This is a genomic window from Kitasatospora sp. NPDC049258 (assembly GCF_040678895.1).
In the GTDB taxonomy this organism is placed as follows: domain Bacteria; phylum Actinomycetota; class Actinomycetes; order Streptomycetales; family Streptomycetaceae; genus Kitasatospora.
Genome location: NZ_JBFAQT010000054.1, coordinates 17,967 through 36,303, shown reverse-complemented (window position 1 = coordinate 36,303; position 18,337 = coordinate 17,967). Strand labels below are relative to the sequence as shown.

Here is an 18,337-nt window from a genome sequence, read left to right as displayed (position 1 = left end):
GACGGTGACCCGCACGCCGCGCCGGACGGCATCCTCCAGGGCGGGCAGGAGGCTCAGTACGCGGCTTGCGACCCAGGGAGTCGGATCCGACGCGCGCCCGGCCGATGCTCATGTCGGACCGTCCGTGTGCCGACAAAGCCAGGAGAAGCAGAAGGAGGATCATGTTCTGGGTTTTCATCGGTCTCGGCGTCTCCGGCGGCGCTCTCGTCCTCTTCCTCCTGGCGGCCCGGGCGGGCAGCCGTAGCGAGGAGGACGGCAGTTGATCCGGACCGCGGCCCCGCCGGCGCCACCCGCTCAGTACAGCGGCCGGCGCAGCGCCAGGTAGGTGGGGGTGCGGGTGAAACCGAGACTCTCGTAGAGGGCGAGGCCGTCCTCGGTGGAGATCAGCTCGATCGAGGTGCAGGACCGGGCACGCAGCGCCTCGATGACCGCGGTGGTGACCGCGCGGCCGTGGCCGCGCCGCCGGTGGGCCGGGTCGGTCACCACCGTGTGGATCCGCCCCCACCGCCCGGCGGGGTGCTCGGGGCCGCTGTAGCCGCGGTAGGCGATGCCGATCGCGCAGGCCGCCAGGCCCGCGTCGGCGGGCACCACGTAGGCGACCAGGTCCGGATCGGTACCCAGCCTGCTGCGCAGGTCCTCCCGATAGGTGGCCCGCCACCGGTCGGTGACCGCCTCGCCCGCCAGCACGGCGACCCGCAGCCGGAGCAACTCGTCGGCGTCCGCCGGGGTGGCCGGCCGGACCGGCTGCGGGTTCGACGTCACGGTGCTCCAACCTGCCGCCGGAGAGGGAGAGTTCACGGCATCGGCGCGAACGCCGGGGCCGACTCGATTGTGCGGCGGCCCGCACCGCGTGGGCAAGCCGCAGGCACCGGCGCCGGCCGGCGACGGGGTGGTCCCGCCGCCGGCCGGGGTGATCAGAGCAGGGTGCGCCAGTAGTACCAGAAGCGGTTCAGCACCAGCAGGGCGATGCCCAGGTACCAGATCGCCGGGACCACCCAGTGCCAGCGGGCCACCGCCGGCCACCAGCGGGGGGCCGGCAGGACGCCGGTGCGCATGTTGTGCAGGGTGGTGTACCAGAACAGTGGCAGCGCCACGGCCCAGACCACCATGCAGTACGGGCAGAGCGCGCCGATCTCGTACAGCGCCTGGTCGATCAGCCAGAGCACGAAGCCGAGGCCGAACAGGGTGCCGGCCTGGAGGCCGAGCCAGAACCAGCGGCGGTAGGCCGCCCCCGCCAGCAGGCCCGCGCCGACCGTGGCCAGTGCGGCGAAGGCGGCCAGGCCGATCAGCGAGTTGGGGAAGCCGAAGGCTTCGGCCTGCCCGGTGCGCATGATCGAGCCGCAGCTGATGATCGGGTTGATGTTGCAGCTGGGCCGGTAGTCCGGGTTCTTCAGCAGACGGATCTTGTCGATGGTCAGCACGGCCGAGGCGGCCAGTCCGAGCAGGCCGCCGACCAGCAGCAGCCAGCCGTACCGGCGACCCGCGCCGATCGGGGCGGGAGCGGCCATCGGGTCAGCCGCCGATCGACTGCTTGACCAGCGCCTTGAACTGCTCGCCGGTCAGCGGTCCGCTCTGGTTGAAGATGGTGAGCGGCTTGTCGTCCAGCTTGATCGTCGGGGTGCCCTGCACGCCGCTGCTGTTGAACGCGCTCGCCACCTTGGCGGCCCACGGCCGGTAGGTGCCCTCGGTGACGGCCTTGGTGAAGGCCTCGGTCTTCAGGCCCGGCACCTGCTCGGCGAGCTGGAGGATCCGGTTGACGTCGCCGAAGCCGTCCTCGCGCTCGTCCGGCTGGTTGGCGTAGAGCACGTCGTGGAACTGCTTGAACTTGTCGACGCCCTCGTTGAGTGCCGCGCCGGCCGCGGCCAGCGCGGTCTTGGAACCCTTGCCGCCGAGGTTGTTGTCCAGGAAGGCGGCCAGGTGGTACTCGATCTTGTAGTTGCCGTCGTCGGCCAGCTGCTGCACGGTGCTGCCGGCCGAGGTCTCGAAGTTCTTGCAGATCGGGCAGCGGAAGTCCTCGTACACCTTCAGGGTGTGCGGGGCGTCGGCCTTGCCGTAGACCACCACCGTGCCGTCCGGGCCGGTGGCGTTGGCGGGCACGACCAGCGCGCTGCCGGCGGCCGGTGCGGCGCTGTCGCCGGAGCCCTGGCCGGTGCCGATGGCGAGGGCCGCGGCGCCGCCGACCACGGCGAGGGCGCCGAGGACCGAGACGCCGACGATCACCCGGCGGCGGACGGCGGCGCTGCGGGCCTCCTGCAGCTTCGCCTGCTTCATGCGGTCACGGGGGGAGAGGGAGGTCTGCTGGTTGCTGCTCATGATGGTCCGTCGACTCCTGGAACGCGGCATGCCGCGCGGCTACGCGTCGGGCATGCGGGAGGGGTGGGTTGGCCTGCGGGGCCGGCCGGACCGCCTCCGGGGGAGGAGTCGTCAGCCGGCGAGCGCGAGAGCCGGCGGACCGCGCCGCGGCGCGGGGGTGAGCACGAGTTGGGCCGGGCGCGGCAGTGGGCGCTCGGCCTGCGGGGCGGGTGCCAGGGCCGGCGGGCAGCCGGGCAGCGGGCTGCCGGTCAGCAGGGCCCGCCAGGGCGCGGGGAGCAGCGCCCGGACGGCGCGCAGCGCCTCGCCGAGGCCGGTCATCGCCCGGTCGCCGAGCCGCAGCCAGGCGGCGGCGGCCAGCGCGAGGCCGACGTGGACCAGCAGCACCAGCAGCTTGACCCAGCCGCCGGAGTGACCCGACCAGTCGGTCAGCAGCGAGCTGCCGCCGACCGAGCCGCCGCCGCAGACCAGCAGGTCCATGCTGTGCCCGGGGGCGGCCGAGGCACAGGTGTCCTGGCCGAGGTTGAACGCGGTGTTCAGCAGCAGTTCGACCGGGACCAGCACGGCCGCGATCTGCGGGAAGCCCCGCCGGGAGCCCGTCAGGACGATCGCCAGCAGGAAGACGGCCGCCGAGGCGGCGGCGACCAGGGTGAGCGGGAGCGCCCGCCCGGTCAGTACGACCTGGCCCAGGGCGGCGAGCGGCACGGCGAGCGCGGTGAACACCGCGGCCCGCAGGGCCCTGGTCGCCTGGTTCTGGGTCATGGTTTTGGAGTATGCCACGGTTGGCGGGCCCGGCGGGAGGGCGCCTCGGGCCTCCGCCGCCCGGGCCGGGCCGCGGGTGCCCGGGCCGGAGCGGGTGCCCGGAGCCGTACGGGCGCCGGGGCGGGGCCGGTCTGCGCGGGGCCCGGTGCGGGGCCGGGGCCGGGGGGGAGGACGCGCCGGCGGCTGTGTCGAGTCTCACCGGCCGTGGCCGCCGCCGTCACCCGTGGGGGTGGCTGCCGCCGGAAGGCCGTCCGGCGGTGTGCGGGGCTCGGGACAATCGGGCGATGGACGAGTTGCCGGACATCCCATGGCTGCGCCTGCCACATCCGCCAGACCTGTCACACCTGTTGCATCTGTTGCACCCGCCCCATTTACCCGGGGCACCGCACAGCCGGCCACCGGGCCCGCCGTCGGGCGATCCGTGCCCGCCGGAGCCGGGGTCGCCCTCGGCTTCCCCCGCGCCGTCACCGTCCTCGCCCTCGCCTTCGCCGCCGCACGGCCCGGGTACCGGCTCCGGCGGGACCGAGACCGCCCCGGCACCCCCGTCCGCGCACCCGGCCCCCGCGCCCCCGGCCCGGCCCACCGCCCGGGCGGTCCACCTGACCGACACCGGCACCGGGACCGGCCCCGCCGAGACCGCGCCAGCGCCCGCACCCGCCAAGGCCGGACCGCCGCCAGCACCCACCGCCGCCGTACCCGCCGTAGCCGCACCGGCCGGCACCGCCGTGGCCGTACCGCCGCCGGCCGCCGCCCCGGACCAGGTACCGGCCATCGACCCGGTGGTCTGGGCGGCCGTCCTGCTGGTCACCGTGCTGATCCCGGCGGCGATCGCCGCTCTCGCCCACCCCCCGCACGCCCCCCGGAGCCGCAGATGAACCTGTTCGCCTTCGTCGGCTCCGCCGCCGCGATGATCGTCGCCCTCGTCGCCCTGGCCGTCGGCCACCGGCTGCGTCCCGTGCCCGCGCAGGGCGAGCCGCCGGCCGAACCGCATCCCGTGCTGTCCACCATCGGCTCCGGCCTGCTGTCCGGGTTCGTGCTGCTCACCGGCTTCCTGGTGGCCACCGGCTGGGCGGCCCGCAGCACCCACGTGCTGCCACCGGTGGGCCTCTACGCCGCGGACATCTGCGCCGGGATCGCCGTGCTGCTCTACCCGGCCCTGGCCGGCCTGCCGGTGACCGCGCGGCACGTCACCGCGGTGTGCTTCTTCGGCGCCCTGGTCGGTTACACCCTCGCGGCGGCCGTCCAGCTCCGGCCGTGAGCGCCCCGACGGGCATACCCTGGACGCTCCCGGAGGGAGGGAGCCCGAGGCCATGCCGCACCCCGCAGAACCGGCGGACCGGACCATCGGCGCCGTGCTGACGGCCCGGATCGCCGAGCAGACCGCCCGGCTGGTGGTGCTCGCCGCGGCCGCCCGCGCCGAGCAGCCCGACGCGGTGCACCAGCTGCGGATCACCTGCCGCCGGCTGCGCAGCACCCTGCGGGTCTTCCGGGCGGCGCTCCCCGAGGACGCCGCCCGGGTGGCCGGCGAGCTGGCCTGGCTGGGCGGCGCGCTCGGCCGGGCCAGGGACGCCGAGGTGCTCGCCGCCCGGCTGCTCGGCCAGGCCCGTGAGCTTCCGGCGGACGCCGGGCGGGGCGAGGTGGTGGCCGACCTGGCCGAGTGGGAGCGCGAGCAGCGCCTGCTGGCCGGCCCGGAGGTGCTCGCGGCCCTGGACGGCCCGCGCTTCGCAGCCCTGCCGCCCGCGCTCGACGCCCTGGGTGCCGCCCCGCTGCCCGGCCGGGCGGCCCGCCCCGCCGGTCCTGAGCTCGACCGGGCGCTGCGGCGGGAGTACCGCCGCGCCGCCCGCCGGGTCCGGGCCGCCGAGCGCGCGACGCCGGGGCCGGCGACCGAGACCGCCCTGCACGAAGCCCGCAAGGCCGCCAAACGGGCGCGCTACACCGGCGAGACGGCCGGGGCGCCCGCCGCCCGGTTCACCGCCCGGATGAAGTCCGTCCAGGACGTGCTCGGCCGCCACCAGGACGCGGTCGTCGCCTGCCGCACCCTGCGTGAGCTGTCGGACGGCGGCTTCGGCTACGGGGTGCTGTACGGACGGCAGTTCGCGGCGGCGGCCCGGGCCCGCGAGGAGTTCCCCGAGGTCTGGCGGCGGGTCGCCAAGGCGGTCTAGGAGCACCTTCCCGGCCCCACCTGCGGATCGGGCACCGGAGCCCCCGGCCGCGCTACGCCGCAGATACTTTGCGCACCTAGCGTCGCGCCCAGTGCCGAGACTCCTACGCGAATTCGGGGGACTTCAAGTGACGACCGTGCACGAAAGGACCGTTCAGGACGCGCTGAGCATGCTGCGGACCGCCGCCGAGCGGATCGGCTCGCTCAGCCACCGGCAGCGCGAGGTGCTCTCGCTGCTGCTCGGCGATCTGTCGAACCGTCAGGTCGCCAAGCGGCTGGGGATCACCGAGCGGACCGCCAAGGCGCACGTCGCGGCGCTGATGGAGCGGCTCGGTGTCGACTCCCGGCTCCAGCTCGCCCAAGTGGCCCTGGTCGAGCGGCTGGTGGCCGACCCGGGGGGTGACCGAGCGGACGGTGGCCGACCGGAAGGTGGCCGAGCGGACGGTGGCGGACCGGGGGGTGGTCACCGCCGGCGCGCCGTCGGTGCGGGAACTGTCCTCGCGGACAATGTCGCCCACCCTCGACGCCGCCTAGATTTGGCCTCGGCCGACCCGGCCCGGTGGGTGACTTCCCGCCCACCGGGCCTATCAGGACGGGGAGTTGAGACCCCCGCCGCGGCCATCCCATCGATGCCAGTCGACGGACAATCCGGAGGATACCTCGTGAACCTCAAGCGTGCTGTCGCCACCGTTGCCCTTCTTGTCACCACGGCCGGCGTGGGCCTGGCCACGGCCGGCACCGCCTCGGCCGACGGCCGGGTGACCTGCGGTGTCGGGAACGCCTGCCTCTACTACAACTCGCCGTCCTACGGCTACGGGGCGCACTTCACCCAGAACGGCAACATCTCCAACTACAAGGACAGCTACTTCAGCGGTGGCGGCGCGGGCAACGGTGTCGTGGTCAAGAACCACACCGCGTACGTGGACAACTGGAACCAGGGCTGTGGCATCACCGAGTACGAGTTCAGCACCGGCAACGGCGGCCGTTCGGACTACATCCCGGTCTACGGCGAGGGCGTCCTCACCGTGACGAAGAACAACAACGCCGCGGGCTACTTCTGCTGACACCGGCACACCGGGCCGGGGGCGGCCGTCACCTGCCGCTCCCGGCCCTTCCCGTGCGCCGGATCGAACCCGCAGTCAAAGGGAGACGTTCCCATGGCAACTCCGTACCTCACCAGGGGCGGTGGGCTGGCGGCCGCCGCCGTCCTGCTGGCGGTGGGCTCGCTGACCGCCTGCTCGGGCGGCTCGCAGCAGGCCGGGGCGGACGGCCCGGCCGCCGCGTCGGCCGAGCCCCTGGCGCCGCCACCGATCGGGACCGTACCGATCCTCGCCGCGGACGTGGCGAGCCGGGCGCTGCCGATCGACCCCTACCTGCTCGACCGCGACCAGCGCGGTCAACTCGACTCCGCGATGCGGATGGTGACCGAACGCTGCATGGCCGGCTTCGGCTTCGGCTACCACGTACCCGGCGGCACCGATGCGGGGTTCGCGCCCGCCACCCGGACGGCCAACCGCTACCTGGTCAGCGACCCGGCCTTCGCCGCGCAGTACGGCTACCACGCCAAGGTCCAGCCGCCCGCCCCGCCCAGCGGCGATGCGCCGACCGGCGCCATGGCCGTGGCACTGGGCGGCACCGCCGACCCGAGCGTCAAGCCCGGCTCCAAGGCGGCCACCGGCGGGCAGAACATCAACGGCCGGACCGTGCCGCGGGGCGGCTGCGTCGGCGAGGCCCTGGACCGGACCGGCGCCTCGGAGCAGAACGGCAACGGCGGCGACGACCGGCTCGCCCGCGACCTCGACGCGCAGGCCTGGGCGGCGTCGAAGGCCGACAGCCGGGTACTGGCGGCCTTCCGCTCCTGGTCGGACTGCATGAAGGCGCAGGGGTACGCGTACGGCACGCCGATCGACGCCAACGCCGACCCGCAGTGGACCGGCGGCGCCGTCGCCTCCGCGAAGGAGCGGGCCACCGCGACCGCCGACGCGCAGTGCAAGGTGCGGGCCAACGTGGTGGGCATCTGGTTCACCGTCGAGGCGGCCTACGAGTCGAAGCTGATCGAGCAGCACGCCGAGGCGCTGGCCGCGGTGAAGCAGGACATCGACCGGCGGATGCGGATGGCCGCGCAGGCGATCGCCTCCTGACGGTCGATCACCCCGGAAGGAGCGGAGCCAGGTCGTGGCGCAGGTGGAGGAAGACTTCGTGCAAGGCTTCGAGGGCGGCGCCGAGGGTGCCGAGGACGGCTCCGAGGCGGCGGCCGGCCCGGCGGCCGGGGCGGACGGCGAGCGGCACGGCCTGCACCGCAGGCGCCGGCTGCTGCTCGTGGCGATGGCCTGCGCCGTGGTGCTGTCCGCCGGTGGCCTGGCCTCCTCACTGGTCATCAAATCCCCGGCGCAGGCGGCCGCCGAGGCCGGGCCACCGGTCGCGGACGTGCTGACCGCGCCGGTCGAGCGGCGGGTGCTGACCGCCACGGTCGTGGTCCGCGGCCAGGTCACCGCCGCGCAGTCGGTGGACGTCTCGCCGATGGCGGCCGGTGCTGCGGCGGGCGGCCGGTCGGTGGTCACCAAGCTGCCGCTGAAGGCGGGCGACCGGATCCTCGCCGGACAGTCGGTGCTGGAGGTCTCCGGCCGGCCGGTCTTCGCGCTGCCGGGCGAGCTGCCGGTCTACCGGGACCTGCGCCCCGGCGCCACCGGCCAGGATGTCGAGCAGCTCCAACGCGCCCTGGAATCCCTGGGGTTCAGCAGCGTCGGTGATCGCCGGGGCAGCTTCGGCGAGGCCACCAAGGCGGCGGTCAAGGCCTTCTACGCGGCCCGCGGCTACGACCCGCTCCCCGCGGCACCGGACGGGGACGCCCAGCTGTCGGCCGCGCACGACGCCGTCACCGCGGCGGAGCGGGCCGCCGCGGACGCCCGGGACGCGCTGGCCGCGGCCGGCCAGCCGGGCGCACAGCCGGGCGCACAGCCGGACGGCAAGGGCACCGCCGCCGCGGCGCCCACCGCCGCCGCCCGCAAGCAGGTGGACCGGACCGCGCAGGACCTGGCGCTGGCCCGCAAGCGGCTCGCCGACGTCGCGGCGGCGAACGGGGTGATGGTCCCGGCGGCGGAGCTGCTGTTCCTCTCCGGCTTCCCCGCCCGGGTCGACGGCGTGGCCGCCCGGGTCGGCAGCGAGGTGACCGGCCGGGTGCTCACGGTCTCCGCCGGGGCGCTGGTGGTCCACGGCACCCTGAGCCCCTCGGACCAAGGCCTGGTGCACCCAGGGCAGCAGGTGCAGATCCTCGCCGAGCTGAGCGGGATCACCGCGGCCGCCACCGTCGACGCGGTGGCCGACAGCATGGACGACGGCCGGGGCCAGAACGGGCAGCCGCCCACCACCGGCGGGGCGGGCAGCACCCCGGCGCAGAGCACCGGCGGCGGCCAGCCCGGCTACCTGCTGACGGTGCGGCCCACCGCGCCGCTCGACCCCAAGCTGGCCGGCCAGGACGTCCGGCTGAGCGTGCAGTCGGCCTCCTCGGCCGGGCCGGTGCTGGTGGTACCGCTCTCCGCCGTCTCGGCGACGGCGGACGGACACACCGTGGTGACGGTCTACCAGGACGGCCGGCGCCGGCGGGTCGAGGTGACTCCGGGGACGGTCGGCGGCGGCAGCGTCGAGGTCCGGCCGGCGGCCGGGGCCCAGCTCCAGGAGGGCGACCAGGTGATCGTCGGCGTCGGCACCGGGAGCACCCGGGCGGGTGCCGAATGACCACCCCGGTCATCGAGTTCCGCCGGATCGCGCTCGACTACCCCGGCCCGCCGCCGGTCGCCGCCCTGAAACCGTGCGACCTGGCGATCCGGCGGGGCGAGTACGTCACGGTGGTCGGACCGTCGGGCTCCGGCAAGTCCACCTTCCTCAACCTCGCCGGTCTGCTGGATGCCCCGACCGGCGGACGGTACCTCCTGGACGGCATCGACACCGCCGCGCTGCCGGACGGCGAGCGCACCGCGCTGCGCGGCCGGAAGATCGGCTTCGTCTTCCAGTCCTTCCACCTGCTCCCGCACCGCTCGGCCACCGAGAACGTGGCCCTGGCCATGCTCTACGCGCCGGCCCAGGGCCGGCGCGGCGCCGCCGACCGCCGGGCCCGGGCCGAGGCCGCGCTGGCCCAGGTCGGTCTGGCCCACCGGGCGGGGGCGCTGCCGGGCCGGATGTCCGGCGGCGAGCGCCAGCGGGTGGCGATCGCCCGTGCCCTGGTCAACCGGCCGTCCCTGCTGCTGTGCGACGAGCCGACCGGCAACCTCGACAGTGCCACCGCCGAGTCGGTCCTCGCCCTGCTGGACACCCTGCACGCCGGCGGCCTGACCATCGTCCTGATCACCCACGACCAGCAGGTGGCCGCCCGGGCCGGGCGGACCATCACGATCCGGGACGGCGTCCTGCGGGAGGTGGCCACGGTATGAGGCGTACAGCGTGGCCCGGCCGGCGGGCCCGGCGCCGGGCGGTCGAGCCGTCCCGGCTGCCCCTGCGCGAGCTGCTGGCAGAGGCACTGGCCGGGGTGCTGCAACGCCCGGCCCGCTCGACACTGACCGCGCTGGGCACCGTCCTCGGCGTGGGCACCCTGGTGGCCGTCCTCGGCCTGGCGGCCACCGCCTCGGCGCAGATCGACTCCAGGTTCAGCCTGCTGAGCGCGACCGAGGTCACGGTCGAGGACACCGGCGGACCGCGACCGGACCTCACCCCGCTGTCCTTCCCGGCCGATGCCGACGCCCGGGTGGAGCGGCTGCACGGGGTGGAGGCGGCCGGCGTCTACTGGCCGGTGCGGCTCGCCGACCCGACCGTCCGGTCCGCCCCGGTGGGCGACCTGGCCGGGGGCGGTGAGGTGCCGGTGCTCGCTGCCTCGGCCGGGGTGCTGGCCGCGGCCCAGCCGCACCTGGTGCAGGGCCGGGTGTTCGACGGCTGGCACGAGGCCACCGGGCAGCGGGTGGCGGTGATCGGCTCCGCGCTGGCCGCCCGGCTCGGCATCACCACGCTGGACACCGAGCCCGCCGTCTTCATCGGGCAGCAGGCCTTCACCGTGATCGGCATCGTGGACAACGTCCGGCGCAAGTCCGACCTGCTGCTCTCGGTCACCGTCCCGAGCAGCACCGCCGTACGGCTGTGGGGCGCCCCGAGCGGGGACCGCGCCACCATGCTGATCTCCACCCGGATCGGCGCCGCCCGGCAGGTGGCGGCCGAGGCGGCGACCGCGCTGGACCCGGCCCACCCCGAGAACTTCAAGCCCGTCCCGCCCCCGGATCCGCGCACCCTGCGCTCGGACGTCACCTCCGACCTGGACCAGCTCTTCCTGCTGCTGGCCGGGATCTGCCTGGTGATCGGCTCCGTCGGGATCGCCAACACCACCCTGGTCGCGGTGCTGGAGCGGACCGGGGAGATCGGTCTGCGGCGCGCGCTCGGCGCCCGGGGCCGGCACATCACCGGGCAGTTCCTCGCCGAGTCGGCCACGCTGGGGCTGCTGGGCGGTCTGGTCGGGACCGCGCTCGGGGTGCTCACCGTCCTGGCGGTGGTGCTGGCCCGGGAGTGGACGCCGGTGATCGATCCCGCCACCGTGCTCGCCGCCCCGGCCCTCGGCCTGGTCACCGGCCTGGTCGCCGGGCTCTACCCGGCCTGGCGCGCGGCCCGGATCCAGCCGGCCGAGGCGCTGCGGCGCTGAGCGCGTCGTCGGGGCCCGCTTACGTCCGCCCAGGTGCGCGACTCCAGGTGCGCGACTCCAGGGGCGGCCGACGGCCGAGCCGCGCGGGCGTGCGGCAGCGCCGGCCCGGTTCAGGACAGGCCGGCCGCCGCCGCGGCGGTGGCGAGCAGGTCGCGGAGCATATGCGGGGTGAGCCGGCCGGTGTAGGTGTTGCGCGGGCTGGCGTGGTAGCAGCCGAACAGCTCCAGCGGCGCCCCGCCGTCGGCCGCCGGCAGCACCACCCGCGCGCCGTGGCCGAACACCGGTCGCGGTCGCGGCGCCGGCCAGCCGGCTGCCGCCAGCGCGGGCAGCACCGCCTGCCAGGCGAAGCCGCCGAGCGCCACCACGGCCCGTACGGTCGGCCGCATCAGCTCCAGCTCCTTGGCGATCCAGGGCCGGCAGGTGTCCCGCTCGGCGGTGGTCGGCTTGTTCTCGGGCGGCGCGCAGCGCACCGGGTCGGTGATCCGGACCCCGTGCAGCACCATCCCGTCGTCCCGGCCGACCGAGTGCGGCTGGGAGGCCAGCCCCAGCTCGTACAGCGCCCGGTAGAGCAGGTCGCCGGAGGGGTCGCCGGTGAAGATCCGCCCGGTCCGGTTGCCGCCGTGCGCGGCCGGTGCCAGCCCGACCAGCACCAGGGCGGCGTCCGGCGGGCCGAAGCCCGGGATCGGGCGGGCCCAGTAGTCCTGGTCCAGGTAGGCCCGGCGCTTGACCCGCGCGGCCTCCTCGCGCCACTCCACCAGGCGCGGACAGGCCCGGCAGCCGGTCACCAGCGAGTCCAGCTCGGCCAGCCCGCGGACGCCGTCGGAAGGGTGCTGCCGGCACTTGTCCATGGTGGGGATCCTACGGAGTAGCGTGGGGAGCGGGTCCCGCCGAATCCTGCCCGAGGTGACGCGATGCTCGTAGTGGATGTGCTCGTCGGGGTGATCCTGGCCCTGATCGTGCTGGCCGGTCTGAGTGTGCGGACGGTGCAGCAGTACCAGCGCGGGGTGGTGTTCCGCTTCGGCCGGGTGGTCGAGCGGGTGCGGCAGCCGGGACTGGTGATGATCATGCCGGTCGCGGACCGGCTGAAGAAGGTCAACGTCCAGATCGTGACCATGCCGGTGCCCGCCCAGGAGGGCATCACCAAGGACAACGTCACGGTGCGGGTCGACGCCGTCGTCTACTTCAAGGTCGAGGACCCGGTGAAGGCCATCGTCGGCGTGCAGGACTACGGCTTCGCGATCTCGCAGGTGGCCCAGACCTCGCTGCGCTCGATCATCGGCAAGAGCGAGCTGGACGAGCTGCTGGCCAACCGGGAGCCGATCAACCAGGGGCTCGAACTGATGCTGGACAGCCCGGCGCTGGGCTGGGGCGTGCAGATCGACCGGGTGGAGATCAAGGACGTGGCGCTGCCCGAGTCGATGAAGCGCTCGATGTCCCGGCAGGCCGAGGCGGAGCGCGAGCGGCGGGCCCGGATCATCACGGCGGACGGCGAGTTCCAGGCCTCGTCCCGGCTCTCCGAGGCTGCGGCGATCATGAGCGCCACCCCGGCGGCGCTGCAACTGCGCCTGCTCCAGACGGTGGTGGAGGTGGCGGCGGAGAAGAACTCGACCCTGGTGCTGCCCTTCCCGGTCGAGCTGCTGCGCTTCCTGGAGAGCGCCACCAAGCCGGCCGAGCCGGCGGGGGTGCCCGGGGCGGCTGCGCCGCCGGGGCCCGCCGCGCCCGGGCCGCGCCCGGTGGAGCAGCTCGAACTGCCCGACCTGGACGGCGTGCTCGCGAAGGAGATGCCGGCCGAGGAGGTGCTCGCCAGGGAGGTTCCGGCCGAGGAGGTGCTCGCCAAGGAAGTCCCCGCCGAGGAGGTGCTGGCCAGGGAGATCCCGGCGGACGAGGTGCTGAAGTCGGCGCGGACGTGAGCCGGCCGCCGGGTGGCGTGGCCGTGGCGGCCGTCCCAGGATGGAGTAACGGGGCTGTTCACCCACGTCGGGAGGCCTGACCATGACCACAGCCGGAGAGATCATGCATCCGGGGGCCGAGTGCATCGGGGAGACCGAGACCCTCGCCGACGCCGCGCGGATCATGCGGGACCGGGGGGTGGGCGCCCTGCCGATCTGCGGGGAGAACCAGAAACTGCTGGGGATCCTGACCGACCGCGACATCGTGCTGAAGTGCGTGGCCGAGGGCCGCGACCCGAGCACGGTCCTGGCGTCCGAACTCGCCGTCGGGCGGCCGATGGTGATCGAGGAGGACGAGGACGCCGAACAGGTCCTGCGGATCATGGAGCAGCACCTGGTGCGCCGGCTGCCGGTGATCAACCACCCCGACCACAAGCTGGTCGGCATGATCAGCGAGGCCGACATCGCCCGGAACATGCCGCAGGGCCGGCTCGCCGAGTTCGTCGGCGCCATCTGCGCCGAGTAGCGGCCGGGCGGAAGCCGAGGAGCGGCCGGGCGGCAGCCGGTCACGGTGGGCAGCGGGTCCGGGACGGGTACTTCCCGCCCCGGACCCGGGGTGTGCCCGGCCCGGTCATCGGCCCGGGCATCGGCCCGGCCTTCGGACTGGTCAGATCCTGGCCAGGAAGGTGTCCGCGATCACCTGGTAGCCGGCGTCGTTGGCATGCACGTCGCCGCGGGCCATGTTGGTCCACCGCAGGATCCGGGCCACGTTGGACGGCACCCGGGTGCCGTTCAGCGGGACCAGCGGCAGGAAGGCATCCGTGCCGAAGGCCCGCGCCACGTCGGCCGTGGGGACGCCGTGGGCGGCGTCCACCCCGGCGATGGTGACGTTGAGCAGGTCGGCCAGCGGCACCGAGAGCAGCGCCGTGGCACGCCCCTGATCGCCCGTCGACCAGGCGGCCAGGTACGGGTCGTAGAGGTTCATCCCGATGATCCGGGTGTCCGGGCCGGCCGCCGCCCGCAGCCGGGTGAGCACCGTGTCCAGACCGCGCCCGGCGGTGCCGATGCCCGCCAGCGTGCACGGCAGGTCGATCGATCCGCCGGCGGTGCAGCCGCCGATGTCGTTGGCGCCGATGTCCAGGGTGACCAGCACGCCGTCGCGGTGGTGCGCGCGCAGGAACGTCTCCGCCGCGGCCAGCTGCGAGCCGCCGTACGGATGCGGGTACGGGCAGCCGCCGCCGATCATCGTGGTGGTGGACTCGCCCGGGCAGCCGAGGTCGGTGAAGCCGAAGGGCTGTCCGGCCGCGGCGGCGCGGGCGTCCAGGACCGCGGCGATGTCCTGGGCGTAGCCGTGTCCGACCACGTGCCCGCCGTCCGGGGTGCTCTGGTAGCCGGCCGCCAGCGAGTCGCCCAGGGCGAGGTAGTACCGCGGCGTCGCCCTGCTCTGTGCCGCCGCGGGTGCCGCCGAGGCGGAGGCGGCGCCCGTCAGGCCGAGGACGGAGGCGGTGAACAGCACGACCGGGACGACGAGCCGGAGTCTGCCGAACAGGACTGAGCGCATGCGGACCTCCCGTGTGGGCCGGCCGAGGTGAGGGCTCGGCCCGGTGAGGCTACTGCTCGGTAGCGGCGGTGCACAGGGGTCGCGCGTCGGTGCGCTCAGCCCGGGAAGGCGTACACCGCGCTGGCCTGGGCCGCCGGTTCGAGCTCGCCCTCGGCGGTGAGCGTGACGTCGACGAAGGCCAGCCGCCGCCCGAGCTTGGTCACCCGGGCCGTCACCAGGACGTCCGCGCCGAGCACCGGCCGCTGGAAGCTGGTCGACTGCTGGACGGTGGTCATCGGCCCGTAGCCGCCGCGGGCCGCCGAGACGGCCACCGCGGCCGCGGTGTCGGCCGCCGCCATCAGCGCCTGGCCGGACAACCCGCCGCCCTCCCTCGCCAGTTGGTCCGACCAGGGCAGCCGCAGCACCGCGTGCCGATCTCCCGTCCCGGTCACCGACAGGCCGAGCGCCTGCACCCAGGGAGCGAAGTTGTCGGCCAGGATCCGGTCCGCCTCGGCGGTGGGGAGAATCGTCACGCCGCGATGGTAGGGCCTGACCGCGTCCCAGATCGGCACCATGGCACGGCAGTTCGCCCGTGCGGCGTGCTGGCGCGCCGCCCCGGCCTGCCGTACGGTCGGGCGCTGTGATCCTCGACCAGGCGCGCGTGAACCGGATCTTCCTCCCCGGGACCTACCGCGAGGGGGTGCCGTACGGGCTCCTCCGGGAGCTGCGGGCCGCGGCCTCGGTGTGCTGGGTGGAGGAGCCGGCGGTGGGGAACTGGCCTGCCGGGCCCGGGTACTGGGCGGTGCTGCGGCACGCGGACGTCAAGTACGTACTGCGCACGCCGGAGGTCTTCTCCTCGCACCTGGGAGCGACGCAGATCCGTGACCCCGACTCCGCGGCCGATCTGGAGTTCGCCCGCACGATGATGCTCAACCAGGACCCGCCGGACCACTCCCGGCTACGGCGGATCGTCGCCGCGGCCTTCACCCCGCGCGCCCTGGGCGAGTTGACGGAGGCGATCGAGCGGCACGCGGGGGAGCTGGTCGACTCCGTCCGCGCGGCGGGCGAGGCGGACTTCGTGCAGCTGGCGGCCGATCTGCCGGTGCGGACGCTGGCCTGGATCATGGGCGTTCCCGAGCAGGACCGGCAGCTGCTGGTCGACTGGGCGAACCGGGTCATCGGCTACCAGGACGCCGACGTCGCCGGCTCCAGCACCGCCGACCCGGACGGGCTGACCGACCTCGGCCGGGCGGCTGTCGCCCACCGTCCTACGACCACGACCACCGAGGACGGCCGACCGGTCAACCCGCGCTCGCGCGCCGCCCTCGCCGACATGTTCGCGTACGCGCACGGGTTGGCCGAACAGCCGCGGCCCGGAAGCGTGTTGGCGCGGATGAGGGCGGGCGGGCTGAGCGCCGAGGAGTTCGAGACCTCGTTCTTCCTCTTCGCGGTCGCCGGCAACGAGACGGTACGCAACGCGTTGCCCGGAGGTCTGTACACGCTGCTCACCCATCCCGACCAGTTCCGGCTGCTGCGGCACCAGGGGCCCGGGCTGATGGCTTCGGCCGTGGAGGAGATCCTGCGGTTCTGGCCGCCGGTGGTGGAGTTCCGGCGGACCGCCACCCGGGACGTCGAGCTGGCCGGCCGGCAGATCCGGCGCGGCGACAAGGTCGTCGTCTACCACGCCTCGGCGAACCGCGACGGGAGCGTGTTTCCGGATCCTGATCGCTTCGACATCACCCGGACCTGCAACGACCACGTCAGCTTCGGCCACGGCCCGCACTTCTGCCTCGGAGCCCAACTGGCCCGGGTCCAGATGCGAGCGATGCTGGGGCGGGTCGTCACCGGCCTGCCCGGACTGGAGCTGGCCCCCGGCGCCGCACCCGCCCGGCTCGTGTCCAACTTCCAGAACGGGCTCAAGCACCTGCCGATCCGCTGGCGGCCGGACCGCTGACCTGCCCCGGCACCTGTCAGCCGGCCTTCTCGTCGTGGCCGCCGAAGCCCTTGCGCATCGCGGACAGGGCCTTGTCGGCGAAGTCGTCGAGGTGGCGCGAGGAGAAGCGGGAGTACAGGGCGGTGGTGAGCACGGGGGCGGGCACGCCCTCCTCGATCGCGGCGATCGACGTCCAGCGTCCCTCGCCGGAGTCCGAGACGCGGCCCGTGAAGCCCTCGAAGCCGGGCGACTCGACGAGGGCGGCCGCGGTCAGGTCGAGCAGCCAGGATCCGATCACGCTGCCGCGCCGCCAGACCTCGGTGACCGCGGTGGTGTCGATGTCGTACCGGTAGTACTCGGGCTGCTCCATCGGCGCCGTCTCGGCGTCCGCGTCGGTGTGGCGCTTGCCGGCGTCCGCGTTGTGCATGCGCCGTCCTTCTCCAGCGCGGCGACGGCGGCGGGGTTGACGTCGTACACCACACAGGTGTGGCCGTCGCGCATCAGGCGGCGGGCGATGTTGGTGCCCATCCGGCCGAGCCCGATCACGCCGAGCTGCATCGGGTCACTGGTCGCCATGCTCCGCACTCCTGTCGTGAGGGCTCGAAAGCCAGGGCAGCTGCCAGCTGGTGCGGCCGGGGCCCGGGCCCCAGGACCCCGGCTCGTAGGGCACCGGCGCGGGCGGGTGCTCCACCAGCGGCTGGATGACCCGCCAGGTCTCCTCCACCACGTCCTGCCGGGTGAACAGCGAACGATCGCCGGTCAGCGCGTCGTGCAGGAGCCGCTCGTAGGGCTCGGGAGGTTTGCCCAGCTCCGCGGCGAAGGACAGGCCCAGGTGCACGATCTTGGCCGACTGCCCGGACGCCTGCTTGGAGAGCATGCCGATCCGCAGGCCCGGGTCCGGGTCGATCCGCAGCACCAGCTCGTTGGGCGCGGGGTGCTCGGGCTCGTCCAGGAACGCCAGCCGGGGCGGACGCTTGAAGACCACGCGCACCTCGGTGGCCCGGGCGGCCAGCGCCTTGCCCGCCCGGATGAAGAACGGCACCCCGCTCCAGCGCCAGTTGTCCACCGCCAGCTCGAGTTCGACGTACGTCTCGGTCACCGAGCCGGGCTTCACCCCGGGAACGTCCAGGTAGCCCCGGTACTGGCCGCGCAGGCAGTGGGCCGGGTCGACGTCGGCCATCGCCCGGAAGACGTCCATCCTCCGGTCCCACAGCGCGTCGGATCCGGGGCTGACCGGCGTCTCCATCGCGATCAGGGCGAGTACCTGAAGGAGGTGGTTCTGCACCACGTCGCGCAGCGCGCCCACCGGGTCGTAGAACGCTCCCCGGTCCTCGACGCCGAAGTCCTCGGCCAGGGTGATCTGCACCGCGGCCACGTGATCGCGGTTCCAGACCGGCTCCAGCAGCGCGTTGGCGAACCGCAGGAACTGGATGTCCAGCACGGGCTGCTTACCCAGGAAGTGGTCGATCCGGAGGATCTGGTCCTCGGTGAGCACCCGGTGGAGCCGCGCGTTGAGCGCCCGGGCGGACATGAGGTCGTGACCGAACGGCTTCTCCAGCATCACCGTGGCGCCCGCGGTGAGGTTCGCCGCGGCCAGGGCCTCCACCACCGGGGCGAACAGCGACGGCGGGATCTCCAGGTAGAACAGCGGCCGCTCGGCGCCCTCCAGCCGGCCCGCCAGCGAGCGGTAGGTGGCCGGGTCGGTGAAGTCGCCGCGCAGGTAGGACAGGCGCCCGGCCAGCCGCTCGAACGCCGCCGCCTCCACGGCCGCACCGCCGGCTTCCACCGCCGCGCGCAGCGCGGCCACCAGGTGGTCCTGGGACCAGTCGTCGAGTGCCACTCCGATGATCGGACAGTGCAGGAGTCCGGCCGTCTCCAGCCGGTAGAGCGCTCGGAAGGTCATCTTGCGGGCCAGGTCGCCGGTGATACCGAAGATCACCAGGGCATCGGCGGTCATCGCCGTGCCTCCCGTACCTGCTCGGACGGATGGTTGTTCACAAGAGGGACGATATAGCCGACAGTGTCATTGTGCTCACACAGCGTCGCCTGGCCGGGGGTGGGACGG

Annotated in this window: 21 protein-coding genes and 1 pseudogene; 12 read left to right on the top strand and 10 right to left on the bottom strand. The window is 74.5% G+C overall.

Annotated features, from left to right (window positions below; genetic code table 11):
• Window positions 1–294: 294 nt before the first annotated feature.
• From AB0K43_RS29090 to AB0K43_RS29075, 4 genes are all read right to left on the bottom strand, one after another.
• Window positions 295–762 (bottom strand): GNAT family N-acetyltransferase, encoded by a 468-nt coding sequence (locus tag AB0K43_RS29090; protein ID WP_363644954.1) that lies wholly within the window; start codon window positions 760–762, stop codon window positions 295–297.
• A gap of 152 nt (window positions 763–914) precedes the next feature.
• Window positions 915–1,508, bottom strand: coding sequence for a vitamin K epoxide reductase family protein (locus AB0K43_RS29085; protein ID WP_363644953.1), 594 nt, complete (start codon window positions 1,506–1,508; stop codon window positions 915–917).
• Between the two features lie 4 nt (window positions 1,509–1,512).
• Complete coding sequence (locus AB0K43_RS29080) at window positions 1,513–2,313, bottom strand: thioredoxin domain-containing protein (RefSeq protein WP_363644951.1); 801 nt, start codon at window positions 2,311–2,313, stop codon at window positions 1,513–1,515.
• 111 nt (window positions 2,314–2,424) lie between these two features.
• On the bottom strand, window positions 2,425–3,072 hold the full coding sequence (locus AB0K43_RS29075; protein WP_363644949.1) for a hypothetical protein: 648 nt from the start codon (window positions 3,070–3,072) through the stop codon (window positions 2,425–2,427).
• Between the two features lie 725 nt (window positions 3,073–3,797).
• On the opposite strand from AB0K43_RS29075, the gene AB0K43_RS29070 reads away from it, so the two are divergent.
• The 9 genes and pseudogenes from AB0K43_RS29070 (at window position 3,798) to AB0K43_RS29030 (ending at window position 10,910) form a co-directional block, all read left to right on the top strand.
• Entirely contained in the window at window positions 3,798–3,947 is a 150-nt protein-coding gene (locus AB0K43_RS29070) for a hypothetical protein (protein ID WP_363644947.1), read from the top strand.
• The gene (locus tag AB0K43_RS29065; protein ID WP_363644945.1) at window positions 3,944–4,330 is read left to right on the top strand and encodes a hypothetical protein; all 387 of its coding nucleotides are present in this window, start codon (window positions 3,944–3,946) and stop codon (window positions 4,328–4,330) included. Before AB0K43_RS29070 ends, AB0K43_RS29065 begins: the two co-directional genes overlap by 4 nt.
• A gap of 52 nt (window positions 4,331–4,382) precedes the next feature.
• Window positions 4,383–5,234, top strand: a complete 852-nt coding sequence (locus tag AB0K43_RS29060; RefSeq protein WP_363644943.1) for a CHAD domain-containing protein — start codon at window positions 4,383–4,385, stop codon at window positions 5,232–5,234.
• Window positions 5,235–5,403: 169 nt separating this feature from the next.
• A pseudogene (locus AB0K43_RS29055) lies at window positions 5,404–5,541 on the top strand (LuxR C-terminal-related transcriptional regulator); the annotation flags it as partial.
• Window positions 5,542–5,895: 354 nt separating this feature from the next.
• The gene (locus tag AB0K43_RS29050; protein WP_363644958.1) at window positions 5,896–6,297 is read left to right on the top strand and encodes a hypothetical protein; all 402 of its coding nucleotides are present in this window, start codon (window positions 5,896–5,898) and stop codon (window positions 6,295–6,297) included.
• Between the two features lie 93 nt (window positions 6,298–6,390).
• Window positions 6,391–7,374, top strand: a complete 984-nt coding sequence (locus AB0K43_RS29045; RefSeq protein WP_363644941.1) for a hypothetical protein — start codon at window positions 6,391–6,393, stop codon at window positions 7,372–7,374.
• 34 nt (window positions 7,375–7,408) lie between these two features.
• Window positions 7,409–8,968, top strand: a complete 1,560-nt coding sequence (locus AB0K43_RS29040) for a peptidoglycan-binding protein (RefSeq protein WP_363644939.1) — start codon at window positions 7,409–7,411, stop codon at window positions 8,966–8,968.
• Complete coding sequence (locus tag AB0K43_RS29035; RefSeq protein WP_363644937.1) at window positions 8,965–9,660, top strand: ABC transporter ATP-binding protein; 696 nt, start codon at window positions 8,965–8,967, stop codon at window positions 9,658–9,660. Before AB0K43_RS29040 ends, AB0K43_RS29035 begins: the two co-directional genes overlap by 4 nt.
• Window positions 9,657–10,910: an ABC transporter permease gene (locus AB0K43_RS29030; RefSeq protein WP_363644935.1), complete on the top strand. Its 1,254-nt coding sequence runs from the start codon at window positions 9,657–9,659 to the stop codon at window positions 10,908–10,910. Before AB0K43_RS29035 ends, AB0K43_RS29030 begins: the two co-directional genes overlap by 4 nt.
• 110 nt (window positions 10,911–11,020) lie before the next feature.
• Here the strand turns inward: AB0K43_RS29030 and AB0K43_RS29025 are convergent, their stop codons facing one another.
• On the bottom strand, window positions 11,021–11,758 hold the full coding sequence (locus tag AB0K43_RS29025) for a uracil-DNA glycosylase (protein WP_363644933.1): 738 nt from the start codon (window positions 11,756–11,758) through the stop codon (window positions 11,021–11,023).
• A gap of 63 nt (window positions 11,759–11,821) precedes the next feature.
• Here AB0K43_RS29025 and AB0K43_RS29020 point away from each other — a divergent pair, with 63 nt between their 5' ends.
• Window positions 11,822–12,820, top strand: a complete 999-nt coding sequence (locus tag AB0K43_RS29020; RefSeq protein WP_363644931.1) for an SPFH domain-containing protein — start codon at window positions 11,822–11,824, stop codon at window positions 12,818–12,820.
• Between the two features lie 82 nt (window positions 12,821–12,902).
• Window positions 12,903–13,325 carry a CBS domain-containing protein gene (locus tag AB0K43_RS29015; protein ID WP_363644929.1) on the top strand — a complete coding sequence of 141 codons (423 nt, stop codon included), beginning with the start codon at window positions 12,903–12,905 and terminating at the stop codon, window positions 13,323–13,325.
• A 141-nt stretch (window positions 13,326–13,466) separates the two neighbouring features.
• On the opposite strand, the gene AB0K43_RS29010 is transcribed toward AB0K43_RS29015, so the two are convergent.
• Together AB0K43_RS29010 and AB0K43_RS29005 are read right to left on the bottom strand one after the other, a co-directional pair.
• A complete protein-coding gene (locus AB0K43_RS29010; protein ID WP_363644927.1) occupies window positions 13,467–14,360 on the bottom strand; it encodes an SGNH/GDSL hydrolase family protein in 894 nt (297 codons plus the stop codon).
• A 95-nt stretch (window positions 14,361–14,455) separates the two neighbouring features.
• The gene (locus AB0K43_RS29005; RefSeq protein WP_363644925.1) at window positions 14,456–14,914 is read right to left on the bottom strand and encodes a PaaI family thioesterase; all 459 of its coding nucleotides are present in this window, start codon (window positions 14,912–14,914) and stop codon (window positions 14,456–14,458) included.
• A 65-nt stretch (window positions 14,915–14,979) separates the two neighbouring features.
• On the opposite strand from AB0K43_RS29005, the gene AB0K43_RS29000 reads away from it, so the two are divergent.
• Complete coding sequence (locus AB0K43_RS29000) at window positions 14,980–16,293, top strand: cytochrome P450 (RefSeq protein ID WP_363644923.1); 1,314 nt, start codon at window positions 14,980–14,982, stop codon at window positions 16,291–16,293.
• A gap of 16 nt (window positions 16,294–16,309) precedes the next feature.
• Here the strand turns inward: AB0K43_RS29000 and AB0K43_RS28995 are convergent, their stop codons facing one another.
• The 3 genes from AB0K43_RS28995 to AB0K43_RS28985 are packed head-to-tail and all read right to left on the bottom strand — an operon-like array spanning window position 16,310 to window position 18,229.
• A complete protein-coding gene (locus tag AB0K43_RS28995) occupies window positions 16,310–16,642 on the bottom strand; it encodes a 6-phosphogluconate dehydrogenase (protein ID WP_363644921.1) in 333 nt (110 codons plus the stop codon).
• Window positions 16,567–16,830: an NAD(P)-binding domain-containing protein gene (locus tag AB0K43_RS28990; RefSeq protein ID WP_363644956.1), complete on the bottom strand. Its 264-nt coding sequence runs from the start codon at window positions 16,828–16,830 to the stop codon at window positions 16,567–16,569. The genes AB0K43_RS28995 and AB0K43_RS28990 overlap by 76 nt, the downstream gene beginning before the upstream one ends.
• A gap of 4 nt (window positions 16,831–16,834) precedes the next feature.
• Window positions 16,835–18,229 carry a glucose-6-phosphate dehydrogenase gene (locus AB0K43_RS28985; RefSeq protein WP_363644919.1) on the bottom strand — a complete coding sequence of 465 codons (1,395 nt, stop codon included), beginning with the start codon at window positions 18,227–18,229 and terminating at the stop codon, window positions 16,835–16,837.
• Window positions 18,230–18,337: the final 108 nt, after the last annotated feature.